At 59.6% G+C, this 26,813-nt stretch carries 22 protein-coding genes; 17 read left to right on the top strand and 5 right to left on the bottom strand.

All coding sequences use genetic code 11. The features are described 5' to 3' along the window. The first annotated feature begins 236 nt into the window (after positions 1 to 236). The 7 genes from gshA (at position 237) to ACVVH8_RS01295 (ending at position 7,752) form a co-directional block, all read left to right on the top strand. Positions 237 to 1,820: a glutamate--cysteine ligase gene (gene gshA / locus ACVVH8_RS01325; protein ID WP_103304133.1), complete on the top strand. Its 1,584-nt coding sequence runs from the start codon at positions 237 to 239 to the stop codon at positions 1,818 to 1,820. A 327-nt stretch (positions 1,821 to 2,147) separates the two neighbouring features. Beyond that, a complete protein-coding gene (tauA, locus tag ACVVH8_RS01320) occupies positions 2,148 to 3,125 on the top strand; it encodes a taurine ABC transporter substrate-binding protein (protein WP_103304132.1) in 978 nt (325 codons plus the stop codon). Between the two features lie 16 nt (positions 3,126 to 3,141). Further along, the gene (tauB, locus tag ACVVH8_RS01315; RefSeq protein WP_097086895.1) at positions 3,142 to 3,936 is read left to right on the top strand and encodes a taurine ABC transporter ATP-binding subunit; all 795 of its coding nucleotides are present in this window, start codon (positions 3,142 to 3,144) and stop codon (positions 3,934 to 3,936) included. After that, positions 3,933 to 4,766, top strand: coding sequence for a taurine ABC transporter permease TauC (gene tauC / locus ACVVH8_RS01310; RefSeq protein ID WP_166221357.1), 834 nt, complete (start codon positions 3,933 to 3,935; stop codon positions 4,764 to 4,766). Before tauB ends, tauC begins: the two co-directional genes overlap by 4 nt. 145 nt (positions 4,767 to 4,911) lie before the next feature. Further along, positions 4,912 to 5,754 carry a taurine dioxygenase gene (tauD, locus tag ACVVH8_RS01305; protein WP_475228143.1) on the top strand — a complete coding sequence of 281 codons (843 nt, stop codon included), beginning with the start codon at positions 4,912 to 4,914 and terminating at the stop codon, positions 5,752 to 5,754. Positions 5,755 to 5,868: 114 nt separating this feature from the next. Then, entirely contained in the window at positions 5,869 to 6,546 is a 678-nt protein-coding gene (locus ACVVH8_RS01300; protein ID WP_475228141.1) for a hypothetical protein, read from the top strand. A 3-nt stretch (positions 6,547 to 6,549) separates the two neighbouring features. After that, positions 6,550 to 7,752: a helix-turn-helix domain-containing protein gene (locus tag ACVVH8_RS01295; RefSeq protein WP_475228139.1), complete on the top strand. Its 1,203-nt coding sequence runs from the start codon at positions 6,550 to 6,552 to the stop codon at positions 7,750 to 7,752. A 74-nt stretch (positions 7,753 to 7,826) separates the two neighbouring features. Here ACVVH8_RS01295 and mgrA read toward each other — a convergent pair whose 3' ends face one another. From mgrA to ACVVH8_RS01280, 3 genes are all read right to left on the bottom strand, one after another. Next, the gene (gene mgrA / locus ACVVH8_RS01290; RefSeq protein WP_315445213.1) at positions 7,827 to 8,864 is read right to left on the bottom strand and encodes an L-glyceraldehyde 3-phosphate reductase; all 1,038 of its coding nucleotides are present in this window, start codon (positions 8,862 to 8,864) and stop codon (positions 7,827 to 7,829) included. 90 nt (positions 8,865 to 8,954) lie between these two features. Beyond that, positions 8,955 to 10,274 carry an LLM class flavin-dependent oxidoreductase gene (locus ACVVH8_RS01285; protein WP_475228136.1) on the bottom strand — a complete coding sequence of 440 codons (1,320 nt, stop codon included), beginning with the start codon at positions 10,272 to 10,274 and terminating at the stop codon, positions 8,955 to 8,957. A 1-nt stretch (position 10,275) separates the two neighbouring features. Continuing rightward, positions 10,276 to 12,501, bottom strand: coding sequence for a TonB-dependent receptor (locus ACVVH8_RS01280; protein WP_475228134.1), 2,226 nt, complete (start codon positions 12,499 to 12,501; stop codon positions 10,276 to 10,278). A 205-nt stretch (positions 12,502 to 12,706) separates the two neighbouring features. Between ACVVH8_RS01280 and ACVVH8_RS01275 the strand changes: the two genes are divergently transcribed. Both ACVVH8_RS01275 and ACVVH8_RS01270 read left to right on the top strand, forming a co-directional pair. Beyond that, positions 12,707 to 13,744, top strand: coding sequence for a LacI family DNA-binding transcriptional regulator (locus tag ACVVH8_RS01275; RefSeq protein WP_475228132.1), 1,038 nt, complete (start codon positions 12,707 to 12,709; stop codon positions 13,742 to 13,744). 183 nt (positions 13,745 to 13,927) lie between these two features. Beyond that, positions 13,928 to 14,188, top strand: coding sequence for a hypothetical protein (locus ACVVH8_RS01270; protein ID WP_103304124.1), 261 nt, complete (start codon positions 13,928 to 13,930; stop codon positions 14,186 to 14,188). A 23-nt stretch (positions 14,189 to 14,211) separates the two neighbouring features. Here ACVVH8_RS01270 and betT read toward each other — a convergent pair whose 3' ends face one another. After that, positions 14,212 to 16,173, bottom strand: a complete 1,962-nt coding sequence (gene betT / locus ACVVH8_RS01265) for a choline transporter BetT (RefSeq protein ID WP_213028727.1) — start codon at positions 16,171 to 16,173, stop codon at positions 14,212 to 14,214. 399 nt (positions 16,174 to 16,572) lie between these two features. Beyond that, a complete protein-coding gene (gene epsC / locus ACVVH8_RS01260) occupies positions 16,573 to 17,499 on the bottom strand; it encodes a serine O-acetyltransferase EpsC (RefSeq protein WP_103304122.1) in 927 nt (308 codons plus the stop codon). Positions 17,500 to 17,689: 190 nt separating this feature from the next. On the opposite strand from epsC, the gene ACVVH8_RS01255 reads away from it, so the two are divergent. The 8 genes from ACVVH8_RS01255 to ACVVH8_RS01220 all read left to right on the top strand — a co-directional run bounded on the left by ACVVH8_RS01255 (position 17,690) and on the right by ACVVH8_RS01220 (position 26,715). Next, a complete protein-coding gene (locus ACVVH8_RS01255; protein ID WP_475228129.1) occupies positions 17,690 to 18,700 on the top strand; it encodes a D-cysteine desulfhydrase in 1,011 nt (336 codons plus the stop codon). A gap of 365 nt (positions 18,701 to 19,065) precedes the next feature. Further along, positions 19,066 to 19,866: a cystine ABC transporter substrate-binding protein gene (gene tcyJ / locus ACVVH8_RS01250; protein WP_103304120.1), complete on the top strand. Its 801-nt coding sequence runs from the start codon at positions 19,066 to 19,068 to the stop codon at positions 19,864 to 19,866. Beyond that, positions 19,866 to 20,531, top strand: a complete 666-nt coding sequence (tcyL, locus tag ACVVH8_RS01245) for a cystine ABC transporter permease (protein WP_007918741.1) — start codon at positions 19,866 to 19,868, stop codon at positions 20,529 to 20,531. Before tcyJ ends, tcyL begins: the two co-directional genes overlap by 1 nt. 4 nt (positions 20,532 to 20,535) lie before the next feature. Continuing rightward, complete coding sequence (gene tcyN / locus ACVVH8_RS01240; protein WP_213027224.1) at positions 20,536 to 21,285, top strand: L-cystine ABC transporter ATP-binding protein TcyN; 750 nt, start codon at positions 20,536 to 20,538, stop codon at positions 21,283 to 21,285. Between the two features lie 472 nt (positions 21,286 to 21,757). After that, a complete protein-coding gene (locus ACVVH8_RS01235; protein WP_103304118.1) occupies positions 21,758 to 22,522 on the top strand; it encodes a hypothetical protein in 765 nt (254 codons plus the stop codon). 381 nt (positions 22,523 to 22,903) lie between these two features. After that, positions 22,904 to 24,145, top strand: coding sequence for an SfnB family sulfur acquisition oxidoreductase (locus tag ACVVH8_RS01230; RefSeq protein WP_475228127.1), 1,242 nt, complete (start codon positions 22,904 to 22,906; stop codon positions 24,143 to 24,145). A 24-nt stretch (positions 24,146 to 24,169) separates the two neighbouring features. Next, entirely contained in the window at positions 24,170 to 25,363 is a 1,194-nt protein-coding gene (locus ACVVH8_RS01225) for an SfnB family sulfur acquisition oxidoreductase (protein WP_475228125.1), read from the top strand. Further along, positions 25,363 to 26,715, top strand: coding sequence for an LLM class flavin-dependent oxidoreductase (locus tag ACVVH8_RS01220; RefSeq protein ID WP_475228121.1), 1,353 nt, complete (start codon positions 25,363 to 25,365; stop codon positions 26,713 to 26,715). Before ACVVH8_RS01225 ends, ACVVH8_RS01220 begins: the two co-directional genes overlap by 1 nt. The last annotated feature ends 98 nt before the right edge of the window (positions 26,716 to 26,813 follow it).

The raw sequence follows: 26,813 nt of genomic DNA, 5'->3' as shown, positions 1-26,813 counted from the left end.
AGCGCTGTGTCAGGCAACTTGAGGTTGACTGACACGCCCTCTTCGCGGGCAAGCCCGCCCCCACAGGGATCGCGTATTCTTCGCGTGCATCAGCCAGATTCAGGGAATGAAGTTGGCGTTTCAACGGGGGCTTTGAGGCCCGAAAAACCAGGCGAAAACGCCAGTTTCAACTTCACCCTTGTAGACCGTCCTGCCCACCCCCATATTGGGGCGACTGACGCGTGAAGGAATCCAAATTGAGCGAACTTCTCAACCGCCGCCTGGCTCTGCTCGGCGAGCGCGCCAACCTCTCTCTGCTCGAACAGTGCCTTCACGGTATCGAACGTGAATGCCTGCGCGTGACCAGCGAAGGTCGACTGGCGCAAACGCCGCACCCGGAAGCCTTGGGTTCCGCGCTGACCAACGAACAAATCACCACCGACTATTCCGAGTCGCTGCTGGAATTCATCACGCCCGCCCTGCCCGACCCGGCGGATACGCTGGCGAGCCTGGACAAGATTCATCGCTTTGCCTACAGCAAGCTCGGCAACGAGTACCTGTGGAGTCCATCGATGCCGTGCCCGTTGCCGGCCGAGGAAGACATCCCGATCGCCTATTACGGCACCTCCAACATCGGTCAGCTCAAGTACGTCTACCGCAAGGGCCTGGCCCTGCGTTACGGCAAGACCATGCAGTGCATCGCCGGGATTCACTACAACTTTTCCCTGCCGGAAAAGCTCTGGCCGCTGCTGCGCGAAGCCGAGGGTTTTGTCGGCACTGACCGCGATTTCCAGTCGGTTTCCTACATCGCGTTGATCCGTAATTTCCGTCGCTACAGCTGGCTGCTGATGTACCTGTTCGGTGCATCGCCGGCGCTGGACGCAGGCTTCTTGCGCGGTCGTTCGCATCAGCTGGAACAGCTCGATCCGGACACCCTGTATCTGCCCTACGCCACCAGCCTGCGCATGAGCGACCTCGGTTATCAAAGCAACGCCCAGGCCGGCCTGACGCCATGCTACAACGATCTGGCGAGCTACACCGACAGCCTGCGCAAAGCCGTGGCCACGCCGTACGCGCCGTACGTTGAGGTCGGCACGCACAAGGATGGTGAGTGGGTGCAGCTCAACACCAACATCCTGCAGATCGAAAACGAGTACTACTCCAACATCCGCCCGAAACGCGTGACCTACACCGGTGAGCGGCCGATCCAGGCCTTGATGGCCCGTGGCATTCAGTACGTCGAAGTGCGTTGCCTGGACATCAACCCGTTCCTGCCGATGGGCATCGACCTTACCGAGTCGCGCTTCCTCGACGCGTTCCTGCTGTACTGCGCGCTGAACGACAGCCCGCTGCTGACCAACACGTCGTGCGGCAACGCCACCTCGAACTTCCTCAGCGTGGTCAAGGAAGGTCGCCGTCCGGGCCTGCAATTGCAGCGTGACGGTGAGCCGGTCGAGATGAAGACCTGGGCGACCGAGCTGCTGGAACAGATTGCCCCGCTCGCCGCGCTGCTGGATCAGAGCCATGGCGGCGACGCGCACAGCAAGGCGCTGGATGCGCAACTGGCCAAGGTCCGCGATCCGTCGCTGACGCCTTCGGCGCAGGTGTTGGCAGCGATGGCTGAGCACAAGGAAAGCTTCGCGCAGTTCTCCCTGCGTCAGAGCCAGGCGCATGCCGAATTCTTCCGCAGCGAGCCTTTGGCGGCGGATGAGCAGGCGAAGTTTGAGGAACTGGCGCGATCTTCGCTGGCGGCGCAGGCTGAGCTGGAGCAGAACGAAGTGGGCGATTTCGATGTGTTTGTCGGGTCGTATCAGGCGAGTATTCTGGCGATCAGTAATTAAAAGCCCCTCACCCTAACCCTCTCCCAGAGGGAGAGGGGACTGACCGCGGTGTTGATGCGAAGTACGCCGACCTGAAATACCGTGTGATGATCGTTCCCATGCTCTGCGTGGGAATGCCTCAAAGGACGCTCTGCGTCCCTGTGACGTGGAGCGTCACAAGCTGAATTCCCACGCAGAGCGTGGGAACTATCGAAAGGCTCTCTCTACCCTCCTTCTTAGATTTTTCCGCTCATAAGCTCATTCTAAAAAGTTATTTATTTAACGATTCTTAGATCATTTAGTCTCCTTTCCACGCCGATCCTCGGTCGCCTGAACTGGAGCACTCCCATGAAACTGCATTTCCCGCTTCGCCTGCTGGCCGTGGCCTCTCTGGCTGCCGCGAGCTTTCTGGCGCAGGCCGCCGACCTCACCGTCGCTTATCAAACCACCGTTGACCCGGCGAAAGTCGCCCAGGCCGACGGCGCCTACGAGAAGGCCACCAAGGCCGACATCAGCTGGCGCAAATTCGATAACGGTGCCGACGTGATCACCGCCATCGCTTCCGGCGACGTGCAGATCGGCTACCTCGGTTCAAGCCCGTTGACCGCTGCGATCACCCGCAAAGTCCCGGTGGAAACCTTCCTCATCGCCACCCAGATCGGCGCCGCCGAAGCGCTGGTCGCTCGCGACGGTTCCGGGATCAAGACGCCCCAGGATCTGGTCGGCAAGAAAATCGCCGTGCCGTTCGTATCGACCGGTCACTACAGCCTGCTCGCCGCACTCAAGCACTGGAACATCGACCCCTCGAAAGTCACCGTGCTCAACCTCGCGCCGCCAGCAATCATCGCTGCGTGGAAACGCGGTGACATCGACGCCACTTACGTGTGGGACCCAGCCCTCGGAGTAGCCAAGGAAAACGGCAAAGTGCTGATCACCTCCGGTGAGCTGGCCAAGTTCGGCGCGCCGACTTTCGATGCCTGGATCGTGCGCAAGGATTTCGCCGAGAAGCACCCGGAAATCGTCCGGGCGTTCGCCAAAGTTACCCTCGATGCCTACGCCGATTACCGCAAAGACCCGAAAGCCTGGCTCGCCGATCAATCCAACGTCGACAAACTGGTGAAACTCTCCGGCGCCAAGGCCAGCGACATTCCATTGCTGCTGCAAGGCAACGTCTACCCACTGGCGGCTGATCAGGTCAGCGACCTTGGCGCACCGACCACCAAAGCCATCACCGACACCGCCGCGTTCCTCAAGGAGCAAGGCAAGGTCGAAGCGGTTCTGCCGGACTACGCGCCGTACGTCAGCGCCAAATACATCACCAACTGATCGGGAGTTAACTGCGATGGCTTTGCTACAGCTGGAGCGCATCAGCGCACAGTACCCGGGCAGCCCGGAACCGGTGCTGGCGGATATTTCTCTGACCCTGGGGCCGCAGCAATTGCTGGTGGCCCTCGGCCCGTCCGGCAGTGGCAAGACTTCGCTGTTGAACCTGATTGCCGGCTTCGTCGAACCGAGTGCCGGGCGCATCACCCTCGACGGCGTGCCGGTCAAAGGTCCGAGCGCCGAACGTGGCGTGGTGTTTCAGGACGACGCGTTGCTGCCTTGGCAGGACGTGTTGGCCAACGTTGCATTCGGTCTGGAGCTGGCCGGTGTCGCCAAGGACAAGCGCGAAAAGATCGCCCGCGAGATGCTCGCGCTGGTCGATCTATCCGGTTTTGAAAACCGCCGTATCTGGCAACTTTCCGGTGGCCAGAAACAACGCGTCGGCCTCGCCCGTGCACTCGCCGCCGACCCGCGCGTGTTGCTGATGGACGAACCCTTCGGCGCCCTCGACGCATTTACCCGCGAACAAATGCAAGAACTGCTGCTGCAAGTCTGGCAGCGCACCGCCAAACCGGTTTTTCTGATTACCCACGACATTGAAGAAGCGGTGTTCCTCGCAACCGACCTGATTCTGCTGGCGCCGAATCCGGGGCAGATCGTTGAGCGTCTACACCTGGATTTCGGCCAGCGTTACGCCGCTGGCGAATCGGCACGGGCGATCAAATCCGACCCGCGTTTTATCGAAACCCGCGAACACGTGCTGAGCAAAGTGTTCTCGCAACGCAGCGCCGTTCAACGACAGGAGCGCGCATGAGCAGTTACGACGTTTCCGCCCCGGCAGTGAAAACCCCATCGGTAGCGATCCCGGTGCGCCGCAGTCTCAGCACGCGCTGGATCAGCCTGCTGACGTTGTTCGCCTTGCTGGTGATCTGGTGGGCGGTGACCGCCACTGGATTGATCGAGCCGCTGTTCCTGCCACCGCCCTCCGCTGTGCTGCAAAAAGGCTGGTTGCTGGCCACCAGCGGCTATATGGATTCGACCCTGTGGCAACACCTCGGCGCGAGTCTCAGCCGCATCGGCCTGGGCCTTGGTTTCGCGATTCTGACCGCCGTGCCGGTGGGCATCGCCATCGGTGCCAACCGCATCGCCCGTGGCGTTCTGGATCCGCTGATCGAGTTCTATCGCCCGATTCCGCCTCTGGCTTATCTGCCGCTGATCGTGATCTGGTGCGGCATCGGCGAGTTGTCGAAAGTGCTGCTGATCTACCTGGCGATTTTCGCGCCGATCGCCATCGCCACAGCTACCGGCGTGCGCACGGTTGACCCGGCCAAACTGCGCGCAGCGCAGTCGCTCGGCGCGACTCGCGCACAACTGATTCGCCATGTGATTCTGCCGAGCGCGTTGCCGGACATTCTTACCGGTGTGCGCATTGGTCTGGGGGTTGGCTGGTCGACGCTGGTCGCCGCTGAACTGATCGCCGCCACCAGTGGTTTGGGCTTCATGGTGCAGTCGGCCGCGCAATTTCTGGTCACCGACGTGGTGGTGCTGGGGATTCTGGTCATCGCCCTGATCGCCTTCGCCATGGAAATGGGCCTGCGTGCCCTGCAGCGCAAACTGGTGCCGTGGCACGGCCAGGCGCACTGACCCATTTCATGTAAATCCCTTGTAGGAGTGAGCCTGCTCGCGATTGCCGAGTGAAAGGCAACGGCTGTTGTGAATGACGCAACGCTATCGCGAGCAGGCTCACTCCTACAAAAGCTCTGCCCCCCCGAATTTGAAGAGTAAGACCATGAGCAGCCTGAACATCACCCCATTAAGCTCGGCCCTCGGCGCGCAGATCAGCGGCGTCGACATCAGCCAGCCGTTGAGCCTGGAACACCGCGACGCCATCGAGCAGGCGCTGCTCAAATACCAAGTGCTGTTCTTCCGCAATCAGCCGATCGAGCCGTCGCAACAGGCGCGCTTCGCTCACTATTTCGGTGATCTGCACATTCATCCGATCTACCCGAACGTGCCGGAACAACCGGAAGTGCTGATTCTCGACACCGCTGTCACCGACGTGCGCGACAACGCGATCTGGCACACCGATGTGACCTTCCTGCCGACGCCGGCGATGGGCGCGGTGCTCAGCGCCAAGTTGTTGCCGGAGTTTGGTGGCGACACGCTGTGGGCAAGCGGCATTGCCGCGTATGAAGCGCTGTCGGCGCCGATGAAAGGCTTGCTTGAAGGGCTGACCGCGACCCACGATTTCACCCGCTCGTTTCCGCTGGAGCGCTATGGCAACACGCCGGAAGCGCTGGCGCAGTGGGAAGAGGCGCGACGCAAGAATCCGCCGTTGTCGCATCCGGTGATCCGTACGCATCCGGTGAGCGGCCGGCGTTCGTTGTTCGTCAATGAAGGCTTCACGTCGAAGATCAATGAGCTGTCGGAAATCGAGAGCGAGGCGATTCTGAAGTTTCTGTTCGCCCACGCGACGCGGCCGGAGTTCACCATTCGCTGGCGCTGGCAGAAGGACGATATTGCGTTCTGGGACAACCGCGTGACACAGCATTACGCGGTGGATGATTACCGGCCGGCGCGGCGGGTGATGCAGCGGGCTACGGTGTTGGGGGATGTGCCGTTTTTTCGCTGAACACTACAGAAGCAACCATCCATCAGATTGGCTGTATAAAAAAACAGTCATTGCTTCCATAACGAATAAAATTGGCGTAAAAATCCGCTTACCGATTAGTGAGTGGTGAAACGCATGGTCACAAAAGAAGAAATTCAAAGTTTCATTCGTGCACAAGTGGACAAAGAATTTTTTGATGAGCTTGGGGTTTTGATTCCTCAGACCTTTCAAAAAGCGTTAAAGGAGGTCGAAGATCTCTTAATCCATACTCCTCATGAAGACCTGCGAGGTCACTTGCGCCATTCACTGGTTCAAGAGGCCTTGGCAGGAATGAAACGTTGGAGCCCACTCATAAAATCGACCGATCCCAAGGGGCACAACTATGTCCTGCTTGAGATGGGGAGTCTGCGGATCACCTCAGTCGTGTTGCCTTGGCAGAAAGAAATTCGTACAGCAAAACACCGAACTGAACTGAAAACGCTCAACGAGTCTTTGGCTTCCCCCCAGATGGATTGGATTGACGGCCTCACTCAAACTGTCAACGAACAGTTGATTCATGCGCTTGTCGTAGTCCATGCCCCCCCGCCGCGCTCAGAGGATCAATCAGAGCCTTTGGCAATCACAATGGCAGTGCCATATTTCAGTGGCAGAGGCTTCCATATGGATTGCACACTCGAAGACCTTCTTCAGAGCTACTCAGATAATCCGGCCACTGATCAAAAACGAGTTGAACTGGTGACATTGCGAGATAAGATGCGCCGCGCAGAAAAAACTGAAAACCAAATTGATGATGAGCAGAAGTCCGAGAGGTGAAGCATGAGAACTGGAGTCGCAGGCTTCCAATCAGCGCGTCTCAAGCAGTTACGGCTCACGTTTGGTATTACCCAGACCGCTTTGGCTGAAATGGTTGGGCGCGCCTCTGGAAACATCTCTAAATGGGAGAACGGGGTTCAGGTTCCTGAAGCCGATGCTTTCCAACGACTATGTGAGGTCTTCGGCGTCAGTGAGAATTGGCTGCTTGAAGAACAAATCGTAACGAGCGAGCGTACACCGTTCTTTTTTCGTTCTCAGGTAAGCGCCACGGCAAACGCCAGGGAAATAGCGGAAGTACGCTTGGAATGGCTTCAAGACGTTTCCTACAAGCTGCAAGAAAGCCTGGAGTTCGTGGCAGTAAATGTTCCTCATCTGGAAGAAAGTAACTGCTTACTGATTTCGGACGAAGAAATCGAGAGAATGGCCAGCGAATGCCGCCAAGCCTGGGGACTTGGGACTGCTCCCATCCCCAATGTCATTCAGACCCTCGAAAACGCAGGTATCGTCTGCACTCGGACCACACTGGGCCATTTGAAAATGGACGGTGTTTCAAATTGGTACGAGTTGGATCAGCGGCCTTACGTCCTCCTTGTAGCAGACAAGGCGAACGGCATACGAAACCGATTCGATGCTGCACATGAATTGGGGCATATCGTTCTACATCGTCATGTATCGAAGGAGCAGTACGAATCGAATTACGATCTGCTTGAGTCGCAGGCTCATCGATTCGCCAGCGCATTCCTGATGCCAGCAGAGAGCTTCCTGAGAGAAATTCGATGGCCTACCTTGGATACTTTGCTAGCGCTGAAACCACGCTGGAAAGTCTCTGTAGCAGCGATGGTTCGTAGATGCCAGGATCTGGAAATAATCAACGAAACCACTACTACGAGACTGTGGAAGGCCAGGTCAGCAAGAGGATGGGTCAAAGGTGAGCCGATGGACGCTGACTTCGACTTTGAAAGGCCTCAGTTGATTGCACGAGGCGTAAAAATGCTCGTGGAAAATAAAGTCCTTTCTCGATCTCAACTCAGACAGTTGCTCGGACTACCGCTACCTACACTGGAAAGCCTATGCAGTTTGGACAAGGGTTACTTCACCCTGCCAGATCAGTCACAGGTGATCGACATGCAACTGAGAAAACGAACCGCAAGAGATTCCTTTTTCAGCGAGGCCGCAGAAGTACTCGGGTTCCCGAGCAAAAAGTAAAACTACAAAAAATTACGGAGAAACCTCGTCCAGTGAGGTTTCTCCGTAATGACGCGTCAAGTCTTCGAAACCACCTATTCCGCCGTCGAAGGCTTCTCCCAAAGATTGATCCCGCCCTCTTGGGCAAACCGGTCAATCTCCGCCAACTCTTCAGCACTGAAGCTCAAATTCTTCAACGCCCCGACGTTCTCGATAATCTGCTCCGGCCGGCTCGCACCGATCAGCGCCGAGGTCACCCGTGGATCACGCAGCGTCCACGCCAGCGCCAGTTGCGCCAGGCTCTGCCCACGACGCTTGGCGATCTCGTTCAACGCGCGCACATGCGCGATGTTCGCCTCGGACAAGTGCGAAGCCTGCAACGAACCACCGCCCGGACGATTGACCCGCGCATCTTCCGGCACGCCGTTGAGGTATTTGTCGGTCAACAGGCCCTGCGCCAATGGCGTGAAAGCGATGACGCCCGTGCCGAGTTCCTCGGTGGTATCGAGCAGATCCTTTTCCACCCAGCGGTTGAGCAGGTTGTACGCCGGTTGATGAATCAGCAGCGGCACTTTCCACTCTTTCAGCAACGCGGCGATTTCGCGGGTTTTCACCCCGGAATACGAGGAGATGCCGATGTACAGCGCCTTGCCCTGCTGAACCGCAGTGGCGAGGGCGCTGGCGGTTTCTTCCAGCGGGGTGTCCGGGTCGAAGCGGTGCGAATAAAAGATATCCACATAATCCAGACCGAGGCGCTGCAGGCTCTGGTCGAGGCTGGCCAGCACGTATTTGCGCGAACCGCCGCCCTGGCCGTAAGGGCCGGGCCACATGTCCCAACCGGCCTTGCTGGAGATGATCAATTCATCGCGGTACTGCTTGAAGTCTTCGCGCAGCAGGCGGCCGAAGTTGGTCTCGGCGCTGCCGTACGGCGGGCCGTAGTTGTTGGCCAGGTCGAAGTGGTTGATCCCTAAGTCGAAGGCGGTGCGCAGCAAGGCGCGCTGGGTGTCGATCGGCGTGCTGTCGCCAAAGTTGTGCCACAGGCCCAGTGACAGCGCCGGCAGCACCAGACCGCTGCGACCGACGCGGCGGTAAGGGATGGAGTCGTAGCGGTTTTCGGCAGCGGTGTAAGTCATCGAATCCTCTCTTGTCTGTCTTTTGGTCATCTGAAGTCGAACACTTTTGTGGTGAGGGGATTTATCCCCTCACCACAACAGCTCTATCAATCACAAAAATCTGTTTTGGGGCCGGGCCAGGCCAAGGTTCTCGCGCAACGTCCGACCCTCATACTCGGTTCTGAACAGCCCACGCCGTTGCAGTTCCGGCACCACGCCATTGGCGAAATCTTCGAGCCCGCCCGGCAGATGTGGCACCAGCACGTTGAAGCCGTCCGCAGCGCCCTGTTCGAACCACTCCTGCAAGCGATCGGCAATCTGTACCGGCGTGCCCACCAGAGTGTAATGCCCTCGCCCGCCGGCAATCTTGCGGCCCAGTTCAGCCAGCGTGAGGTTTTCGCGCCCCGCCAGTTCGGTCAGCAACTTCTGCCGACTCTGCTGCCCGCTGTCAGTCAGCGGCAACTCGGGCAGTGGCCCGTCCAGCGGGTACTTCGACAAGTCGAAGTTGCCCAGCATACGCCCAAGCAAGGCGACGCCAACCTCGGGTTCGACTAATTGCTGAAACGTTTCACATTTTTCCTTCGCCTCGGCTTCCGTCTGTCCGACGACGACAAAAACTCCGGGCATGATTTTCAACGAATCGGCACTGCGGCCGTACTTGGGCAAACGCCCTTTGAGGTCGGCATAGAACGCTTGCGCGCCGGCCAATGAAGTCTGTGCGGTGAACACCACTTCAGCCGTTTGCGCCGCCAGTTCGCGCCCGGTTTCGGAGGAGCCTGCCTGCACAATCACCGGTTGCCCCTGAGGTGAGCGTGCGACGTTCAGCGGACCTTTGACGCGAAAGTGCTCGCCGACGTGATCGAGCACGTGGAGCTTTTCCGGGTCGTAATACACACCGCTGGCCTTGTTGCGGTGAAAGGCATCATCCTCCCAACTGTCCCAGAGCCCAGTCACCACCTGATGAAATTCACGGGCGCGACTGTAGCGTTCGGCGTGGCCGATGTGCTCCTCGCGACCGAAATTCAGAGCTTCGGCGGCGTTATCCGAAGTCACCAGATTCCACCCCGCTCGCCCACCCGACAAATGATCCAGTGAAGCAAATTTACGCGCCACATGGTACGGCTCGTTGTAGCTGGTGGTCGCCGTGGCGATCAGGCCGATGTGCTCGGTCACCGCACTCAATGCCGAAAGTAACGTCAGTGGCTCGAAGTGATCCGAGCGCGCCATGCGACTGGCGATGTCCTGGGTCGGCGCGGCGACGCTGTCGGCAACGAACAGCGCATCGAATTTCGCCGCCTCGGCAATCTGCGCCAGCCGTTTGTAATGGGCGAAATCGAGACCGGCATTGGCCGGCACATCCGGATGACGCCACGCGGCAACGTGGTGCCCGGTGGCCATGAGGAACGCTCCAAGCTTCAGCTGTCTGCTCATCTCAGAAATCCTTGCGTAATTGCACGCCGAAGTAGCGCTCGTCATCCCGTGGCACGGCGCGATAGATGTAGTTGCCGCCGCTGGCGAGCAGTGGCGAATACGACTTGTCGGTGAGGTTTTTGCCGAGCAGCGCCACGCGCCAGCCATTGGTGTAATCGGCCAGGGCGATGCTGGCGTTCCACAGGCCGTAGGCGCCCTGTTTGGTGTCGGGGTTCTGGCTGATGTCGTACTGCACTTCGCTTTGCCAGCTGTAATCGGTGCCGAGTTCGATATCCAGGCCGTTATCCAGCGGGATGCTGTAGTCGGCGCGCACGTAGCTTTTCCAGTCCGGGCTGAACGGCAGCGGCTTGCCGTTGACATTGCACGACGCCGCCGCGCCCGCCGGGCAGGCGAACTCGTCGATGCGCGCACGGGTGTAGGCCAGCGCGCCGGAGAGCTTCAGTTGCTGGGTGGCCTGCAACGCGTAATCGAGTTCGACGCCCTCGGTGCTGACGCTGCCGGCGTTGATCAGGCGCGTCACTACTTGCCCGGCCACCGTGTCGAAAAAATTGGCCTGATAGTTGTCGTAATCGCTGTGGAAAACCGCGAGGTTGGTGGTCAGGCGATTGTTCCAGCTCGTCGCTTTGATACCGGCCTCCCAGGTGTTGGAGGTTTCCGGCTTGAGTGCTTCGGTGTCACGCGGCTGCATGTTGAAGAACACGTTGTAGGCCGGGCCTTTGTAGCCGCGCGAGTAAGTCAGGTAAGTGGTGACTGCGTCGCTCAAGTCGTACTGCACGCCGAGGCGGCCGGACCAGCCGTCCTCATCCACCGAACCGGAACTGCTGGTCGCCGGCTGGATGCCGCTGACGGTGGTCGCCGAGGTGGAGACGCGGCGGTGATCGTATTCCAGATCATCGTGGGTGTAGCGCAGACCGGCGATGCCACGAAAGTCCGAAGTGAAGTTCAACGTCGTTTCACCGAACGCCGCGTAGCTGTCGCTGGTGGTGCTGTAATCGGCCACACCTCGGTTGACGCTGGTGGTCGTGGTCAGCGTGCGCTGATAGGTTTCGTCGTCCTTGCCGTGCATGTAAAACAGGCCGCCGACGTATTCGAGGAATTCACCCTTCGGCGATGCCAGACGCAGCTCCTGCGAGTATTGATCGAAGGCCAGATCGCCCTTGTCCGCCGTGCCGGGGAACGCTGCTGTCACCGTGCCGAGACGATCGCCGTCCTGATACTGGGTGTTATCCCAGCCGCGCCAGGCTGTGATCGACGTCAGGGTGTAATCGCCCAGTTGCCAGTCGAGCTGGCCGGACAAACCTTTGTTGGTGTCCTCGACGTGGCTGCGGGTGTCGGTATTGATGTCACGGTTGTGGCTGGTCGCATTGACCGGGCTCAGCGCATTGGCGAAAGCCGGGGCCAGCGATTTGCTCACCACGCCATTCGGGCCGTCATCGTGGGATTGCATGTAGTCGGCGATCAGGGTGAAGGTGACGTCATCGTTCGGGGTTAATTCGAGTTTGCCGCGCACGCCACGATGGTTGTAGCCGTTGACCTCCTGACCGTTGTGTTTGTTGTCGACATTGCCGTCGTAGCTGCCGAACAAGGTGCTGATCGAGCCCTTGAGCGTGTCCGGAATCAGGCTGCCGCCGATGCCGAAACGGGTGCGGCTTTCGTTGCCGCTGTAATAGGACTGATCGATGTAACCGTGGGTCTCGGCGGTCGGTGCTTTGCTGGTGATGTTGAGTACACCGGCCGAGGCGTTCTTGCCGAACAGCGTGCCTTGCGGGCCGCGCAAGACTTCGACGCGCTCCAGATCCAGGAGGTCGAGGGTCGACTGACCGGGACGCGCATAAACCACCCCATCAATCACCGTGGCCACGGTCGGCTCGACGCCGGGTGAGGTGGAAATCGTGCCGACGCCACGGACGAACAACGAGGTGTCCTTGTTCGACGCGCCGGTGCGGAAATTCAGCGACGGCACTTGCTGGACGATGCTCGCCACGCCGTTGCGGTTATCGCGTTCCAGCTGTTCGCCGTCGATCACCGACACCGCCACCGGCACCTTCTGCAGCGACTCTTCGCGGCGCGTCGCCGTGACGGTCACCGACTTGAGTGTCGGCTCCTGATCAGCACTATCAGCCGCGAATGCATTGGGCAGCGGCAGCGCCGCCAACCCGGTAAAAAACCAGCCTGCCGCGCGAATCGATTGCGCCAGTTTGTGTGTCGCCCCAGGAATGTTGTGCATGTTTGCCCGCTCGAAATTGGCCCTTAACCGCTGCCGTTCTGCGACGACAGCGCCTGAATCGGTGTCTTGGGCATTCGCTCGAGCGAGTAGCAGACAATGCGCTTTGTTAGCGCTACCATCTCCAGTATCTGCAAGCCGTACATAGACCGTCCAATACTGAAAAATTACTTTTATATGCGTTTTGGTTTTTAAGAAGGATCGAACCTTGAGCGAAGAGAAGCCCCGCAAACGCCGTGGCGCCGGTCGTGTAACCCTTAACGCGGTGGCACGACAGGCCGGCGTGTCGGCGATTACCGTATCGCGTTATATCAATCAGCCAGAGCAAGTCTCGCCCGAACGCCGTGAACGCATTGCGGCGGTGGTCGCAGAACTGGGTTACGTGCCGAATCTAGTGGCCGGCGGTCTGGCCTCAGCGCGAGGGAAAATCGTTGGAATGGTAATCCCGAACATCTCCGGACCGATCTTCGCCAACACCATTCAGGGCTTCAGTGACACTCTCAGTCGCAATGGCTATCAGCTGCTCCTGGCCTCGAGTTACTTCAGCGCCGAGCAGGAAGAAAACGCGGTGCGCGCGTTTCTCGGCTGGTCACCGGCAGCGTTGGTGCTGACCAGTCACTTCCACAGTGCGGGCACCGAAAAGATGATTGCCGAGGCCGATGTTCCGGTGATCGAAACATGGGATTACCAGCCGGATCGCGGGCCGATGCAGATCGGTTTTTCGCATTTTGAAGTCGGTGTCAGCGCCGCTCGCTATCTGCACGACAAAGGCTATCGGCGTATCGCTTTCGTGCAGAACAGCGCACCCGGAGACTTCAGTGCGCTGGAACGCCGCGACGGTTATGCCGCGACTGTCCGAGCATTTGGACTTGAACCCTGGGTGTTCGCCCCGGACGCCGACCGCGCCCCTTTCGAAGCTGGCAAACAAGCCATGGAAGCGCTGATGAATAGCTCACCACGCCCCGACGCGATCATCTTCGCCAACGACAACCTCGCCGCCGGCGGCCTGCTCGCCGGGCAACGCGCAGGCATCAAGATCCCTGAAGACTGCGCCGTCCTCGGCTTCGGCGATTACCCGTTTGCCGAGATGCTTTTGCCAAGCCTCAGCACCATCAAACCCCCGGCACTGGAGATTGGCGTGCTGGCCGCAACACGGGTGCTGGAAAGCCTTGGCGTGTTGCCGACCGAGGAGGTGCAACGACTTAATCTGCTGCAGTGCCAGGTCATCGAGCGCGAGAGCACCTGACGAATACGGGGTTGGCTAGTTTGGCTATGCTCTAAAGGACACAGAGGTGGCCCCTTCGCAAGCAAGCCCACTCCACAGGTTTCTGCGTTGAATAAAACCATTGTGAACGACGCCAAACCCTGTGGGAGCGGGCTTGCCCGCGATAGCGGTCGGTCAGGCACTGCATAACTCGCAGGTGAATCCATGCACACCGCCATCATCATCTTCTTCGGCCTGGTCCTTCTGGCCCTGATGCTCTACATCGGCGAGCGCATCGGCTTCAGCCGTCAAACCATGGCCTACGGCTTCGCCGCGCTGTGGCTGGCGTTGACGGTGATCAATGGCGCGGTGGGGGTGGTGCATGCCGGCCAGTCGCTGGGGTCGGAAATCGCGATCGGCAGTGCTGTATTCGGCGTGCCGCTGGCGGCGCTGGTGTTGTTCATGGTGCTGAGCGCCGAGTCGTAAACGGCCCGGCGCCCAGCCGTAGATCAACGCACCAGGTGCAGGAACTGCATGTGCCGTTCGTACTGGTCGAGGATGTCGTTGATGATCTGTTCCTTGGTGTAGCCGACCAGATCGTAGTCCTGACTGCCCTCGCTCAAATGCACTTCGGCGCGGTAGTAGCGGCGATTGTTGAGCTGTTTGGAGCCCATCCCGCCCCGCGCGAATGACGGCGTGAAGTAGCCGCGCATCTGTACTTGATAGATGAACGGATGCTGCTCGCCATGGCCGATTTCCAGGCTGACGTTGTCATGCGACGGATCCGGCTGAGTGACCACGTTCAGGCCTTTCTCGACGAACACCGCCGTCACTTCTTCGATTGCCGGGCGCACGGTGGTGTCCATGAAACGGTACACCTCGTCTCGCGACGGGAAGTGCACGGCCTGGCTCAGGCGCTGGCGCCAGCCACCTGTACCGCGCCGCGCACCGGACACCGGCGCCAGCGAATGCAGTTGCGCAATCTGCTTCTGCGATTCCAGGTAGAACGCCTTGTGCAGACCCCACATCATCAGCAGCAGAATCAGCGAGAACGGCAGCGAGGTCAGCACCACCGCCGATTTCAGCGCATCGATGCTGCCGGAGAACAGCAGCGCGCTGGTGATCAGCGCGGTCATCGCGCCCCAGAACACCCGCAGCCATTTCGGCCCGTCTTCGTCCGGGTTGCCACCCTTGGCCGACAGGGTCGAGAGCACCACAGTGCCGGAGTCGGCCGAGGTGACGAAGAACACGAAGCTGATGAACACCGTCACAGCAATGACGGTTTTGCTCCACGGGTAAGTTTCCAGCAACAGGTAAATGCTCATCGACGGGTTGTCGATGGCCGACATGCCGAGGGCGCTCATGCCGTGATTGAGCACCTGATCGAGGGCGCTGTTGCCGAAGATCGACATCCACGCCAAGGTGAAACCGAGCGGGATCAACAGCACGCCGAACACAAACTCACGGATGGTCCGACCACGGGAAATCCGTGCGATGAACAGGCCCACGAACGGCGACCATGCGATCCACCAGGCCCAATAAAACACGGTCCAGCCGCCGAGCCAGTCGCTCGGTTTGTCGTAGGCATAGAGGTCGAAACTCTTCATCGGCAAGGCGCCGAGGTAGTCGCCGAGGTTCTGGATAAGTGTGTTGAGCAAGTGCTGGGTGGGCCCGGCAAACAACACGAACAGCAGCAGCGCACAGGCCAGCAGCATGTTGATGTCGGACATCACTCGCACACCTTTATCGACGCCAGACACGGCAACGATGATCGCCGCGCCCATCATCAGCGTGATCAGGCCGACCTGAATCCACTGGGTGTGAGCGATGCCGAACAGGTAGTCCAGGCCCGAGTTGAGGTGCAACACACCAAAACCCATGTCGGCACCCAGACCAAACACCGTGGCGATGATGCCGAAGCCGTCCACCGCGTAGCCGATGGGGCCGTTGATGCGCTTGCCGATCAGCGGATACAACGCCGAACGCAGGGCCAGCGGCAGGTTGTGCCGGTAAGCGAAGTAGGCGAGCGCCATGCCGACGAAGGCAAAAACGCCCCAGCCATGCAGGCCCCAATGCAGAAACAGAATCTGCATCGCCTGGCGCGCCGCGTCCGCCGTGCCCGCCTCGCCCTGTGGCGGCTGGAGCATGTGGGTCAGCGGTTCGGACACACAGAAGAAGAACAGCGTGATGCTGATCCCGGCGGCGAAGAGCATGCCGGCCCAGGACAGGTAACTGAATTCGGGCTCGTCGTGGTCGGCACCGAGTTTTATCTTGCCGTAGCCGGATAACGCGGTGACCACCACGAAGACCAGATACAGGGTCATCGCGAGCATGTAGTACCAGCCGACCGTGTTGGCCGCCCAGTTTTGCGCTTCCAGCAGCCAGGCTCCGGCCTGTTCCGGCATGGCGATGACAACGAGACCAAATAACAGAATGACCGTCGCGGCGAAGTAGAACACCGGCGGATTCATGCGCACCAGACCGCTGGCGGGGGTAGACGATGCACTCATGAAACGTGCACCTCGAGGGTTTGAAACGTGGCTGAAATGATCGGACTCAGCAAAGGCAAGCCTCCTGTTGTGAGCGGGCAGCGAACCACCGGTTTAACTTGAATGAACGTTCAAGTTAAACATGGATGGGGTCGCAAGGACTAATCGTACGGCTAGGCGGTAGTTTTCCTACGCTAGCTCAAGGAGGGGTATGACGTGGGTTTGGGGCGAATCGTTCACTGGAGAATTGGCGGAAGGCCATTATCTCGATACAACCTTAAAACATTCGCGAGCAGGCTCGCTCCCACCTTGGAATGCGTTCCACTGTGGGAGCGAGCCTGCTCGCGATGAGGCCTGATACTGCAACGCAGATTCAGAAACCTACTTCTGCGTCCCGTCATCATGCTGCAAATTGGCCTGGGTCAGATTGCACCCCGCCGGCACACTCCTGGTCAGCCAGACGTTGCCGCCAATGGTCGAACCCTTGCCAATGGTGATCCGCCCGAGAATCGTCGCCCCGGCATAAATCACCACGTCATCCTCGACAATCGGGTGGCGCGGATGGCCCTTCTGCAACTGCCCGTCTTCATCCGCCGGGAAGCGCTTGGCGCCCAGGGTCACGGCCTGATAAATCCGCACCCGCTCACCGATGATCGCGGTTTCGCCAATCACCACACCCGTACCATGATCGATAAAGAAGCTACGGCCGATCTGCGCGCCCGGATGGATGTCGATGCCGGTGGCCGAGTGCGCAATTTCCGCGCTGATCCGCGCCAGCAACGGCAGCCCTGCGCGGTACAAATGGTGCGCCAGACGATGGTGAATTACCGCCAGAATCCCCGGGTAGCACAGCAACACTTCATCGACACTGCGCGCCGCCGGATCACCGTGATAGGCCGCCAGCACGTCGGTATCGAGCAGCGTGCGCAAGCCCGGCAAGGCGAGGGCAAAATCCTGAACGATCTGGATTGCGCGGGCCTCGACTTCGGTGTCGGCCTGCGCACTGTGCCGGGCGACATACCGCAGCTCCAGCCGAGTCTGTGCCAGCAATGCATTCAACGCCACGTCGAGGGTGTGGCCGACGTAAAAGTCTTCACTCTCTTCGCGCAGATCCACCGGCCCCAGGCGCATCGGAAACAACGCACCGCACAGCGCTTCGAGAATCTCCGCCATCGCCGCCCGCGAGGGCAACTCGCGGCCACCCTGCTCGCCGGAAGCCCGGCCATTTTGTGCACGCCACTGATCCCGCGCGCCGCGCAGTTGGCTGACGATGGTCTGCAATTGCCAATGGCTGGAACGTTCGCTCACGGTAAAGACTCCTCACGGGCGGCCGGACTGTCTGGCCGCGTCAACGGCGACCACTTTACGGCATGCCTGCGAGGGCGAATTAAGAACCGATAGTGCTGGGCTCAGTCCATTTGGCTATAAGCGATTCGCGGTTGCCCCTGCAAAAGCGCGTGCCTATAGTCCTTCCATCTTCCTCCGCCAGTACGGAACCATGTCCACACAACCGATCAAACAACAGCTTGCCCGCTTTAACCGCCTCGACCTGCTCGGCCAACCGACACCTCTGGAAAAACTTGAGCGCCTGTCCACCTGGCTGGGCCGTGACGTTTACATCAAACGCGATGACCTGACGCCGCTGGCCATGGGCGGCAACAAGCTGCGCAAACTCGAATACCTCGCCGCCGATGCGCTTGCCCAAGGTGCCGACACGCTGATCACCGCTGGCGCGCTGCAATCGAACCACGTGCGCCAGACCGCCGCGCTCGCCGCCAAACTCGGCCTGGGCTGCGTCGCGCTGCTGGAAAATCCGCTGGGCACCGACGACAGCAATTACACCGGCAACGGCAATCGGCTGTTGCTGGATCTGTTCGACACCAAGGTCGAACTGGTCGACAACCTCGACAACGCCGATGAACAACTGGCCGCCCTCGCGGTGCGCCTGCGCAGCAACGGCAAGAAGCCATATCTGGTGCCGATCGGCGGCTCCAATGCGCTCGGCGCGGTGGGTTACGTGCGCGCTGGCCTTGAACTCGCCGAGCAGATCAAGGACACCGGCCTCGACTTCGCCGCCGTGGTGCTGGCCTCGGGCAGCGCCGGAACACACAGCGGCCTCGCGCTGGCGTTGAGCGAAGCGCTGCCGCAACTGCCGGTGATCGGCGTGACCGTGTCGCGCAGTGAAGAAGATCAGCGGCCGAAGGTTCAGGGCCTGGCCGAACGCACGGCGGATCTGCTCGGCGTCGCGCTGCCGGAAAGCTTCAAAGTCGAACTGTGGGACGAATACTTCGGCCCACGTTATGGCGAGCCGAATGCCGGAACGTTGGCAGCGGTGAAACTGCTGGCGAGTCAGGACGCGGTGCTGCTTGATCCGGTCTATACCGGCAAGGCCATGGCCGGGTTGCTGGACGGGATTGGTCGCGGGCGTTTCGAAGAAGGTCCGATCATCTTCCTGCACACCGGTGGCGCGCCGGCGTTGTTTGCGTACAAGGATTCGCTCACAGGTTAATCCTCCCGATTGCGGAGACTCCTGTGGCGAGGGGATTTAGCGAAACGTCGCACGGCCCCGATGGGTCGCGAAGCGGCCCCCTTTTTATTCCACTGCCGGCGTATGTGAATGGTTTTACGACTGCTACGCAGCCGGTCGGGGATAAATCCCCTCACCACAATGGATCATCGACATATTCCAAATAATAATAAAGGATCGAAAATTTAGTATTTTCAAGTCTAAAGCAGGCATCTTATAGTCTCGCCGCAGGCGGAATTCGCGGGAGACGCATAAGCTGCTTTAAGGCAGGATAGCGCTGTCGTCGAACTCCCGGATTCGCCAAACTTTCCTTAAGCGTCTTCCATAAGAAAACACAGGGGCTTGTCATGAATTTTTCCGCACTACGTCGCAATCTGCTGGTAGGTTCGCTGGGCCTGGCACTGAGCGCCGGTCTGATCAGCCAGGCAGTGGCCGGTGAGCAGCTGCAACAGATCAAGGACAAAGGCGTCATCAACGTCGGCCTGGAAGGCACCTACCCACCGTTCAGCTTCGTCGATGCCGACGGCAAGCTGTCCGGTTTCGAAGTCGAACTCTCCGAAGCGCTGGCGCAAAAACTCGGCGTCAAAGCCAAGATTCAGCCGACCAAGTGGGACGGTATCCTCGCCGCGCTGGAATCCAAGCGTCTGGACGTCGTCGTCAACCAGGTGACCATCTCCGACGAGCGCAAGAAGAAGTATGACTTCTCCGAACCGTACACCGTCTCCGGGATTCAGGCGCTGGTGCTGAAGAGCAAGGAAGCCGCGCTGAACATCAAGACCGCCAATGACCTGTCCGGCAAGAAAGTCGGTGTAGGCCTGGGCACCAACTACGAACAATGGGTCCGCGCCAACGTGCCGGGCGCTGACGTGCGTACCTACGATGATGATCCGACCAAGTTCGCCGACCTGAACAATGGCCGTACCGATGCCATTCTGATCGATCGTCTGGCCGCACTTGAGTACGCCAAGAAAGCGCCGAAAACCGTCGCCGCCGGTGAAGCCTTCTCCCGTCAGGAATCCGGTATTGCCCTGCGCAAAGGCGAGCCTGAACTGCTGGCCGCCGTGAACAAGGCCCTCGACGAACTGCGTGCCGACGGCACCCTGGCGAAGCTGTCGACGAAGTACTTCAACGCTGACGTCACTAAATAATGGAAGAAGCTTTCCAACTCGCACTGGACTCCGCGCCCTTTCTGCTCAAGGGCGCGTACTACACGGTAGTCCTCAGCCTCGGCGGCATGTTCTTCGGTCTGTTGCTGGGCTTCGGCCTGGCACTGATGCGCCTGTCGCGCTTCAAGTCGGTCAGTTGGCTGGCGCGCATCTACGTGTCGTTCTTTCGCGGCACGCCGTTGCTGGTGCAGCTGTTCGTGATCTATTACGGCTTGCCGCAACTGGGTCTGGAACTCGATCCGCTGCCAGCGGCGCTGATCGGCTTCTCGCTGAACATGGCCGCCTACGCCTGTGAAATCCTCCGCGCCGCGATCGGTTCGATCGAGCGAGGCCAATGGGAAGCTGCCGCGAGCATCGGCATGACCCGCGCGCAAACGCTGCGCCGGGCCATCCTGCCGCAAGCGATGCGCACGGCGTTGCCGCCGCTGGGCAACAGCTTCATTTCACTGGTCAAGGACACGGCACTGGCCGCCACCATTCAGGTGCCGGAGCTGTTCCGACAGGCGCAGTTGATTACCGCCCGGACTTTCGAAGTCTTCACCATGTATCTTGCCGCCGCGCTGATCTACTGGATTCTGGCCACGGTGCTTTCGCACTTCCAGAACAAGTTGGAAGAGCGGGTCAATCGGCACGACCAGGAGTCCTGACGCGATGATTGTCGTGGAAAAACTGACCAAGCAATTCAAGGGTCAAGTCGTGCTCAACGGCATCGACCTCGAGGTCAAGGAAGGCGAAGTGGTCGCGATCATCGGCCCCAGCGGTTCGGGGAAAACGACGTTCCTGCGCTGCCTGAATTTCCTTGAGCAACCCACCAGCGGCCGGATCAAGGTCGGCGATATCGAGATCGATACCAGCCGTCCGTTGAATCAGCAGCAAAGTCTGGTGCGCAATCTGCGCCAGCACGTGGGCTTCGTGTTTCAGAACTTCAACCTGTTCCCCCATCGCACCGCCCTGGAAAACGTCATCGAAGGCCCGATCGTGGTCAAGAAGATGCCGCGTGACGCAGCGATTGCCCTGGGCAAGAAGCTGATGGCCAAGGTCGGTCTCGCCGGCAAGGAAGACGCCTATCCGCGTCGTCTGTCCGGCGGTCAGCAACAGCGCGTGGCGATTGCCCGGGCGCTGGCGATGGAGCCGGAAGTGATCCTCTTCGACGAGCCGACCTCGGCCCTCGATCCGGAACTGGTGGGTGAAGTACTGGCGACCATCCGCGGCCTCGCCGAGGAGAAACGCACCATGGTGATCGTCACCCACGAAATGGGTTTCGCCCGCGACGTGGCCAACCGCGTGGTGTTTTTCGACAAGGGTGTGATTGTTGAGCAAGGCGAAGCCAAAGCGCTGTTTGCCAACCCGAAAGAAGAACGCACCAAACAATTCCTCAGCAAGTTTCTGAATCACGCCTGAGAACTTTCAACGTACCAAACCCCAACTTCCACGGACGGAAGTTATCTTTATCCCGCCTCCCCTCTCTTATAAACATACACAAATAAACATCCACCGCACCGAACCCGTATATGTTCTGCAACAGATAACACATGTCTCATGGACGTTGCTGGCCGGGTGACTGGGTAGCAAATAACTTCGCGGAAAAACCAGCGAAAAGCCCTGAGATGCGTGGCTTAATTCGCCATACAACCTAGGCATATGGCCTCGGCATCGTAGGAACTTTCTGATTAGCCGGTAATTTACGGATTAACTAACACGGTCTATTGACACCCCTCTCCCCACACTCTTATCTAGTCGCCAACGGGCGTTACTTAATCCAAATCAATAAGCATTAAACACGAGCACAAGTTCATAACTTATTGCTGATTGATACACGCCTTTTGTTCTTCCAGAAACGGACTTCGCTGCAAGGCTTCAAGGAGAGAAATCGATGACCCGCACTTCGCATACCCCCGAACTCGCAGCGCCGACCCTGGCGCCAGCGCAAAAAACCGCCATCAATCTGGTCGACGCCGGACATCTGTTGGTCAACGTGCTGCCCTACCCCGACATGGATGGCGGCGACCTGATCGAACTGTTCTGGAACAAATGCTATGTCGCCTCACGTGTGCTCACACCCGAGGACGTCGGTGCGTCGGTCAGCCTGCGGGTGCCGGAGAGTTTCATTGCCAGCGGCACTGCGCGCATCCACTACCGGGTGATGCAAGTCGGTCAGGGCGCGGCGCTGTCGGCGGCAACGCGGGTGGAGGTCAAGCTCGAATGCCCCGGCGGCCTGCCGTCAGCTCTGTGCGGTGACGAAAACCAGCAACTGGCGCCAGTGACGATTCCCGAAACGATTCACCGTCAGGGGGTGAACCCGAACCAGATCAAACGCGGTGTGCCACTGACTATCGAGCCCTACCTGAACATGGCTGAAGGCGACGCCATCACCTTGCGTTGGGGCGACGTACGCATGGATCTGGCGCCGATCACGGCAGCAGATGTCGAACTGCCGATTCAGGTCTGGGTGCCGCCATCCGTGATTGTCGAAGCAGGCGAGGATCTGCGCCTGGACGTGACGTATTGCATCCTCGACCGGGTCGGCAATAACTCTCGCTGGGCACCGCCAAGGGCATTGAAGATCGGCTGTGTGAATCCTTACTTGAAGGTGCCGCTGAAGCCGGCGCTCAAAGCCGCTGAATCGTACAAAGAGTGAATACCCTTTCTGTGGCAAATGAGCTTCTGTGGTGAGGGGATTTATCCCCGATGGACTGCGCAGCAGTCCTGTTTTCTGGGGCCGGTACGCGCCCCAGCGGGGATAAATCCCCTCACCACAATACTGACTCACCTCATTATCTCCATCGCCCTGGAATTCTTAACCATCCAGACCACCGCCCCTTCTATACATATTCCTAAAAGTTAGTTTATTTAAAATTAATACACGCTTAGGGTATATGAACCGGACCACCGGACATTCTTTCGTTCGCCGCACTTTTGCGGCGTTTTTCATGAGATGTGAGGTAGGTAGTATGGTCCGGAACACAATCACCCCAGTGCAGATCGCCAGGGCATTGCGTGCAGCCAAGGAGCGGCACTGATGTCCAGTCTGGCAGATGCAACCATCCAGTCTGATCTGGACATCGCCCCGTTGTTGTTGCCCGCGCAGGTCTTGCGCAACGACGCCCAAGCCATCAAGGCCGCCCATGAGCTGGCGCAAGTCGCCCGCGTGCAGGCCGCCAAACGCGACCGCCAGCGCAAGCTGCCGTGGTCGGAAATCGAACAGTTCACCCGCAGCGGTTTAGGCAGCATCGCCATTCCGCGCGAATACGGTGGCCCGCAAGTTTCGTTCGTTACCTTGGCCGAGGTGTTCGCGATCATTTCCGCAGCAGATCCGGCACTTGGTCAGATCCCGCAGAACCAGTTCGGCATCATCAATCTGGTGCTCGGCAGCGCCACTGAAGAACAGAAAAAGCATTTGTTCCAGAGCGTTCTGGAAGGCTGGCGCATCGGCAATGCCGGCCCTGAACGCGGCACCAAAAACACCCTGGAACTGAAAGCGCGAATCACCGCCGACGGCGATGACTACGTGATCAACGGGCAGAAGTTCTACTCCACCGGCGCGCTGTTCGCGCACTGGGTTGCGGTCAAGGCGCTCAACGATGACGGCAAGCAAGTGCTGGCCTTCGTCCGTCGCGGTACACCGGGTTTGCGCATTGTTGATGACTGGTCGGGCTTCGGTCAGCGCACCACCGCCAGCGGCACGATTCTGCTGAACAACGTGCGTGTCGAATCGAGCCTGGTGGTCGATAACTGGAAGATCAACGAGAAGCCGAATACCCAAGGCGCGGTGTCGCAACTGATTCAGGCCGCCATCGATGCCGGCATCGCCCGTGGCGCCATCGACGACGCTATCGAATTCGTCAAAACCCGCGCCCGGCCGTGGATCGACGCCAAGGTCGAACGCGCCAGCGATGACCTCTACGTGATCGCCGACATCGGCAAGCTGAAAATCGAACTGCACGCCGCCGAAGCGCTGCTGCGCAAGGCCGGGCAAGTGCTCGATCAGGTGCATGCCGCGCCGCTCACCGCCGAGTCCGCCGCCCGCGCCTCGATTGCCGTGGCCGAAGCGAAAGTGCTGACCACCGAGATCTCCCTGCTGGCCAGCGAAAAACTGTTCGAACTGGCCGGCAGCCGCGCGACGCTCGCCGAATTCAACCTCGACCGTCACTGGCGTAACGCCCGGGTGCACACCCTGCACGACCCGGTGCGCTGGAAGTATCACGCGGTCGGCGCCTATCGCCTCAACGGCACTTTGCCGGCTCGCCATTCCTGGATCTGACGACCAGACATCTGGAGAAAACCTATGACCTTTTCCCATCCCGTCGCGGTCATCACCAGCGATGAGCAAGCCCTGATCGTCGCCAGCGACCTGGCCGAAGATTTCAAACGCGACAGCGCCATTCGCGACCGTGAACGTCGCCTGCCGCTGCCGGAACTCGACGTGTTTTCCCGCTCCGGCCTGTGGGGCATCAGCGTGCCGAAAGAGTACGGCGGTGCCGGCGTATCCAATGTGACCCTGGCCAAAGTCATCGCCCTGATCGCTCAGGCTGACGGCTCTCTCGGACAGATTCCGCAGAACCATTTCTATGCCCTCGAAGTGTTGCGGGTGAACGGCAGCCACGAGCAAAAACAACGCCTGTACGCCGAGGTATTGGCCGGCCAACGCTTCGGCAACGCCCTCGCTGAGTTGGGCACCAAAACCGCCCACGACCGTGTCACCAGCCTCAAGCGTGACGGCGACGGCTACCGCATCAACGGTCGCAAGTTTTATGCGACCGGTGCGATTTATGCGCAGCGCATTCCGACTTCAGTGGTCGATGAAAACGGTGTGCAGCAACTGGCCTTCGTCCCGCGCGAGAGCAAAGGCCTGAGCGTGATCGACGACTGGAGCGGCTTCGGCCAGCGCACCACCGGCAGTGGTTCGGTGGTCTTCGAAGACGTCTACGTTGCCGCCGAAGATGTGATTGCGTTCCAGAGCGCCTTCGAACGTCCAACCACCGTTGGCCCGCTGGCGCAGATTCTCCACGCCGCCATCGACACCGGCATCGCCCGCGCCGCTTACGAAGATGCGCTGCACTTCGTGCGCAGCAAAACCCGGCCGTGGATCGATTCCGGCAACGACAAAGCCACCGAAGATCCGCTGACGCTGAAAAGCTTCGGCCACTTGAGCATTCGCCTGCATGCCACCGAGGCGTTGCTGGAACGCTCCGGCGAATTTCTCGACAAAGCCCAGGCCGAAACCACTGCCGAAACCGTCGCCGCCGCCTCGATTGCCGTCGCCGAAGCACGCGCGATCAGCACCGAAATCTCCCTGGCCGCGGGCAGCACGCTGTTCGAACTGGCCGGCAGCCAGGCCACCCTGATCGAACACGGCCTCGACCGCCACTGGCGCAACGCCCGGGTGCACACCCTGCACGACCCGGTGCGCTGGAAGTATCACGCGGTCGGCAATTACTACCTCAACGATGAAAACCCGCCACTGCGGGGGACCATCTGATGGCGAAGAAAAAGATCCTGCTCAATGCGTTCAACATGAACTGCATCGGCCACATCAACCATGGTCTGTGGACGCATCCGCGTGACACATCCACCCGTTACAACACGATTGAATACTGGACCGAACTGGCGCAATTGCTGGAGCGCGGACTGTTCGACGGCTTGTTCATCGCCGACATCGTCGGCGTGTACGACGTCTATCAGAACTCAGTGGATGTCACGCTGAAAGAGTCGATCCAGTTGCCGGTCAACGATCCGCTGCTGCTGGTGTCGGCGATGGCTGCGGTGACGAAAAATCTCGGTTTCGGCCTGACCGCCAACCTCACTTACGAACCGCCCTATCTGTTCGCCCGGCGCATGTCGACCCTTGATCATTTGAGCCGTGGCCGGGTGGGCTGGAACATCGTCACCGGCTATCTGGACAGCGCCGCCAAGGCCATGGGCCTGCGCGAGCAGGCCGAGCATGACCGTCGCTACGACCAGGCCGACGAGTACCTGGAAGTGCTTTACAAACTCTGGGAAGGCAGTTGGGAAAACGGCGCGGTGCTCAATGACCGTGAGCAACGGATCTATGCGCAACCGGAGAAAGTGCACAAGGTCGAGCACAAGGGCGAGTTCTATCAGGTCGAGGGTTATCACCTCTGCGAACCGTCGCCGCAACGCACGCCGGTGCTGTTTCAGGCTGGCAGCTCCGATCGCGGTTTGCTGTTCGCCGGGCGCCACGCCGAGTGCGTGTTCATCAGCGGCCAGAACAAACCGTCGACCAAGGTGCAAGTGGACAAGGTGCGTGCCAGCGCCGTCGAAGCCGGGCGCAATCCCGAGGACATCAAGGTGTTCATGGGTCTGAATGTGATCGTCGGCGAAACCGAAGAAGCTGCGTGGGCCAAGCACGCCGAGTACCTGAGCTACGCCAGTGCCGAGGCCGGCGTGGCGCATTTCTCGGCGTCCACCGGCATCGACTTTTCCCAGTACGAAATCGACGAACCGATCCAGTACGTCAAGAGCAACGCCATCCAGTCCGCCACCAAGAATCTGCAAAACAACGACTGGACCCGGCGCAAATTGCTCGACCAGCACGCCCTCGGTGGCCGTTACATCACCGTGGTCGGCTCGCCTGAGCAGGTGGCAGACGAACTGGAATCGTGGATCGCTGAAACCGGTCTGGACGGCTTCAACCTGACGCGCATCGTCACCCCGGAAAGCTATGTGGATTTCATTGAGCTGGTGATTCCGGAGTTGCAGCGGCGCGAGTCGTACAAGACTGCGTATGACACGGGCAGCCTGCGGGAAAAACTGTTTCACGGCGAGGCACATTTGCCCGAGCAGCACACTGGATCTTCGTTCCGCCGCTAAAAGCATCGCTGGCAAGCCAGCTCCCACAGGTTTTGTGGACACCGCAGATCCTTGTGGGAGCTGGCTTGCCAGCGATGAGGCCCGACCAGAACCACTCA

The sequence above is a fragment of the Pseudomonas trutticola BRTCR10 genome, assembly GCF_056155105.1.
This window is presented reverse-complemented; position numbering and strand designations above follow the sequence as displayed.

Coding starts and splice junctions, on each gene's coding strand:
- tauA (WP_103304132.1), top strand. CDS start 2,148: ATGAAACTGCATTTCCCGCTTCGCCTGCTGGCCGTGGCCTCTCTGGCT.
- tauB (WP_097086895.1), top strand. CDS start 3,142: ATGGCTTTGCTACAGCTGGAGCGCATCAGCGCACAGTACCCGGGCAGC.
- tauC (WP_166221357.1), top strand. CDS start 3,933: ATGAGCAGTTACGACGTTTCCGCCCCGGCAGTGAAAACCCCATCGGTA.
- tauD (WP_475228143.1), top strand. CDS start 4,912: ATGAGCAGCCTGAACATCACCCCATTAAGCTCGGCCCTCGGCGCGCAG.
- ACVVH8_RS01300 (WP_475228141.1), top strand. CDS start 5,869: ATGGTCACAAAAGAAGAAATTCAAAGTTTCATTCGTGCACAAGTGGAC.
- ACVVH8_RS01295 (WP_475228139.1), top strand. CDS start 6,550: ATGAGAACTGGAGTCGCAGGCTTCCAATCAGCGCGTCTCAAGCAGTTA.
- mgrA (WP_315445213.1), bottom strand. CDS start 8,864: ATGACTTACACCGCTGCCGAAAACCGCTACGACTCCATCCCTTACCGC.
- ACVVH8_RS01285 (WP_475228136.1), bottom strand. CDS start 10,274: ATGAGCAGACAGCTGAAGCTTGGAGCGTTCCTCATGGCCACCGGGCAC.
- ACVVH8_RS01280 (WP_475228134.1), bottom strand. CDS start 12,501: ATGCACAACATTCCTGGGGCGACACACAAACTGGCGCAATCGATTCGC.
- ACVVH8_RS01270 (WP_103304124.1), top strand. CDS start 13,928: ATGCACACCGCCATCATCATCTTCTTCGGCCTGGTCCTTCTGGCCCTG.
- betT (WP_213028727.1), bottom strand. CDS start 16,173: ATGAATCCGCCGGTGTTCTACTTCGCCGCGACGGTCATTCTGTTATTT.
- ACVVH8_RS01255 (WP_475228129.1), top strand. CDS start 17,690: ATGTCCACACAACCGATCAAACAACAGCTTGCCCGCTTTAACCGCCTC.
- tcyJ (WP_103304120.1), top strand. CDS start 19,066: ATGAATTTTTCCGCACTACGTCGCAATCTGCTGGTAGGTTCGCTGGGC.
- tcyL (WP_007918741.1), top strand. CDS start 19,866: ATGGAAGAAGCTTTCCAACTCGCACTGGACTCCGCGCCCTTTCTGCTC.
- tcyN (WP_213027224.1), top strand. CDS start 20,536: ATGATTGTCGTGGAAAAACTGACCAAGCAATTCAAGGGTCAAGTCGTG.
- ACVVH8_RS01235 (WP_103304118.1), top strand. CDS start 21,758: ATGACCCGCACTTCGCATACCCCCGAACTCGCAGCGCCGACCCTGGCG.
- ACVVH8_RS01230 (WP_475228127.1), top strand. CDS start 22,904: ATGTCCAGTCTGGCAGATGCAACCATCCAGTCTGATCTGGACATCGCC.
- ACVVH8_RS01225 (WP_475228125.1), top strand. CDS start 24,170: ATGACCTTTTCCCATCCCGTCGCGGTCATCACCAGCGATGAGCAAGCC.
- ACVVH8_RS01220 (WP_475228121.1), top strand. CDS start 25,363: ATGGCGAAGAAAAAGATCCTGCTCAATGCGTTCAACATGAACTGCATC.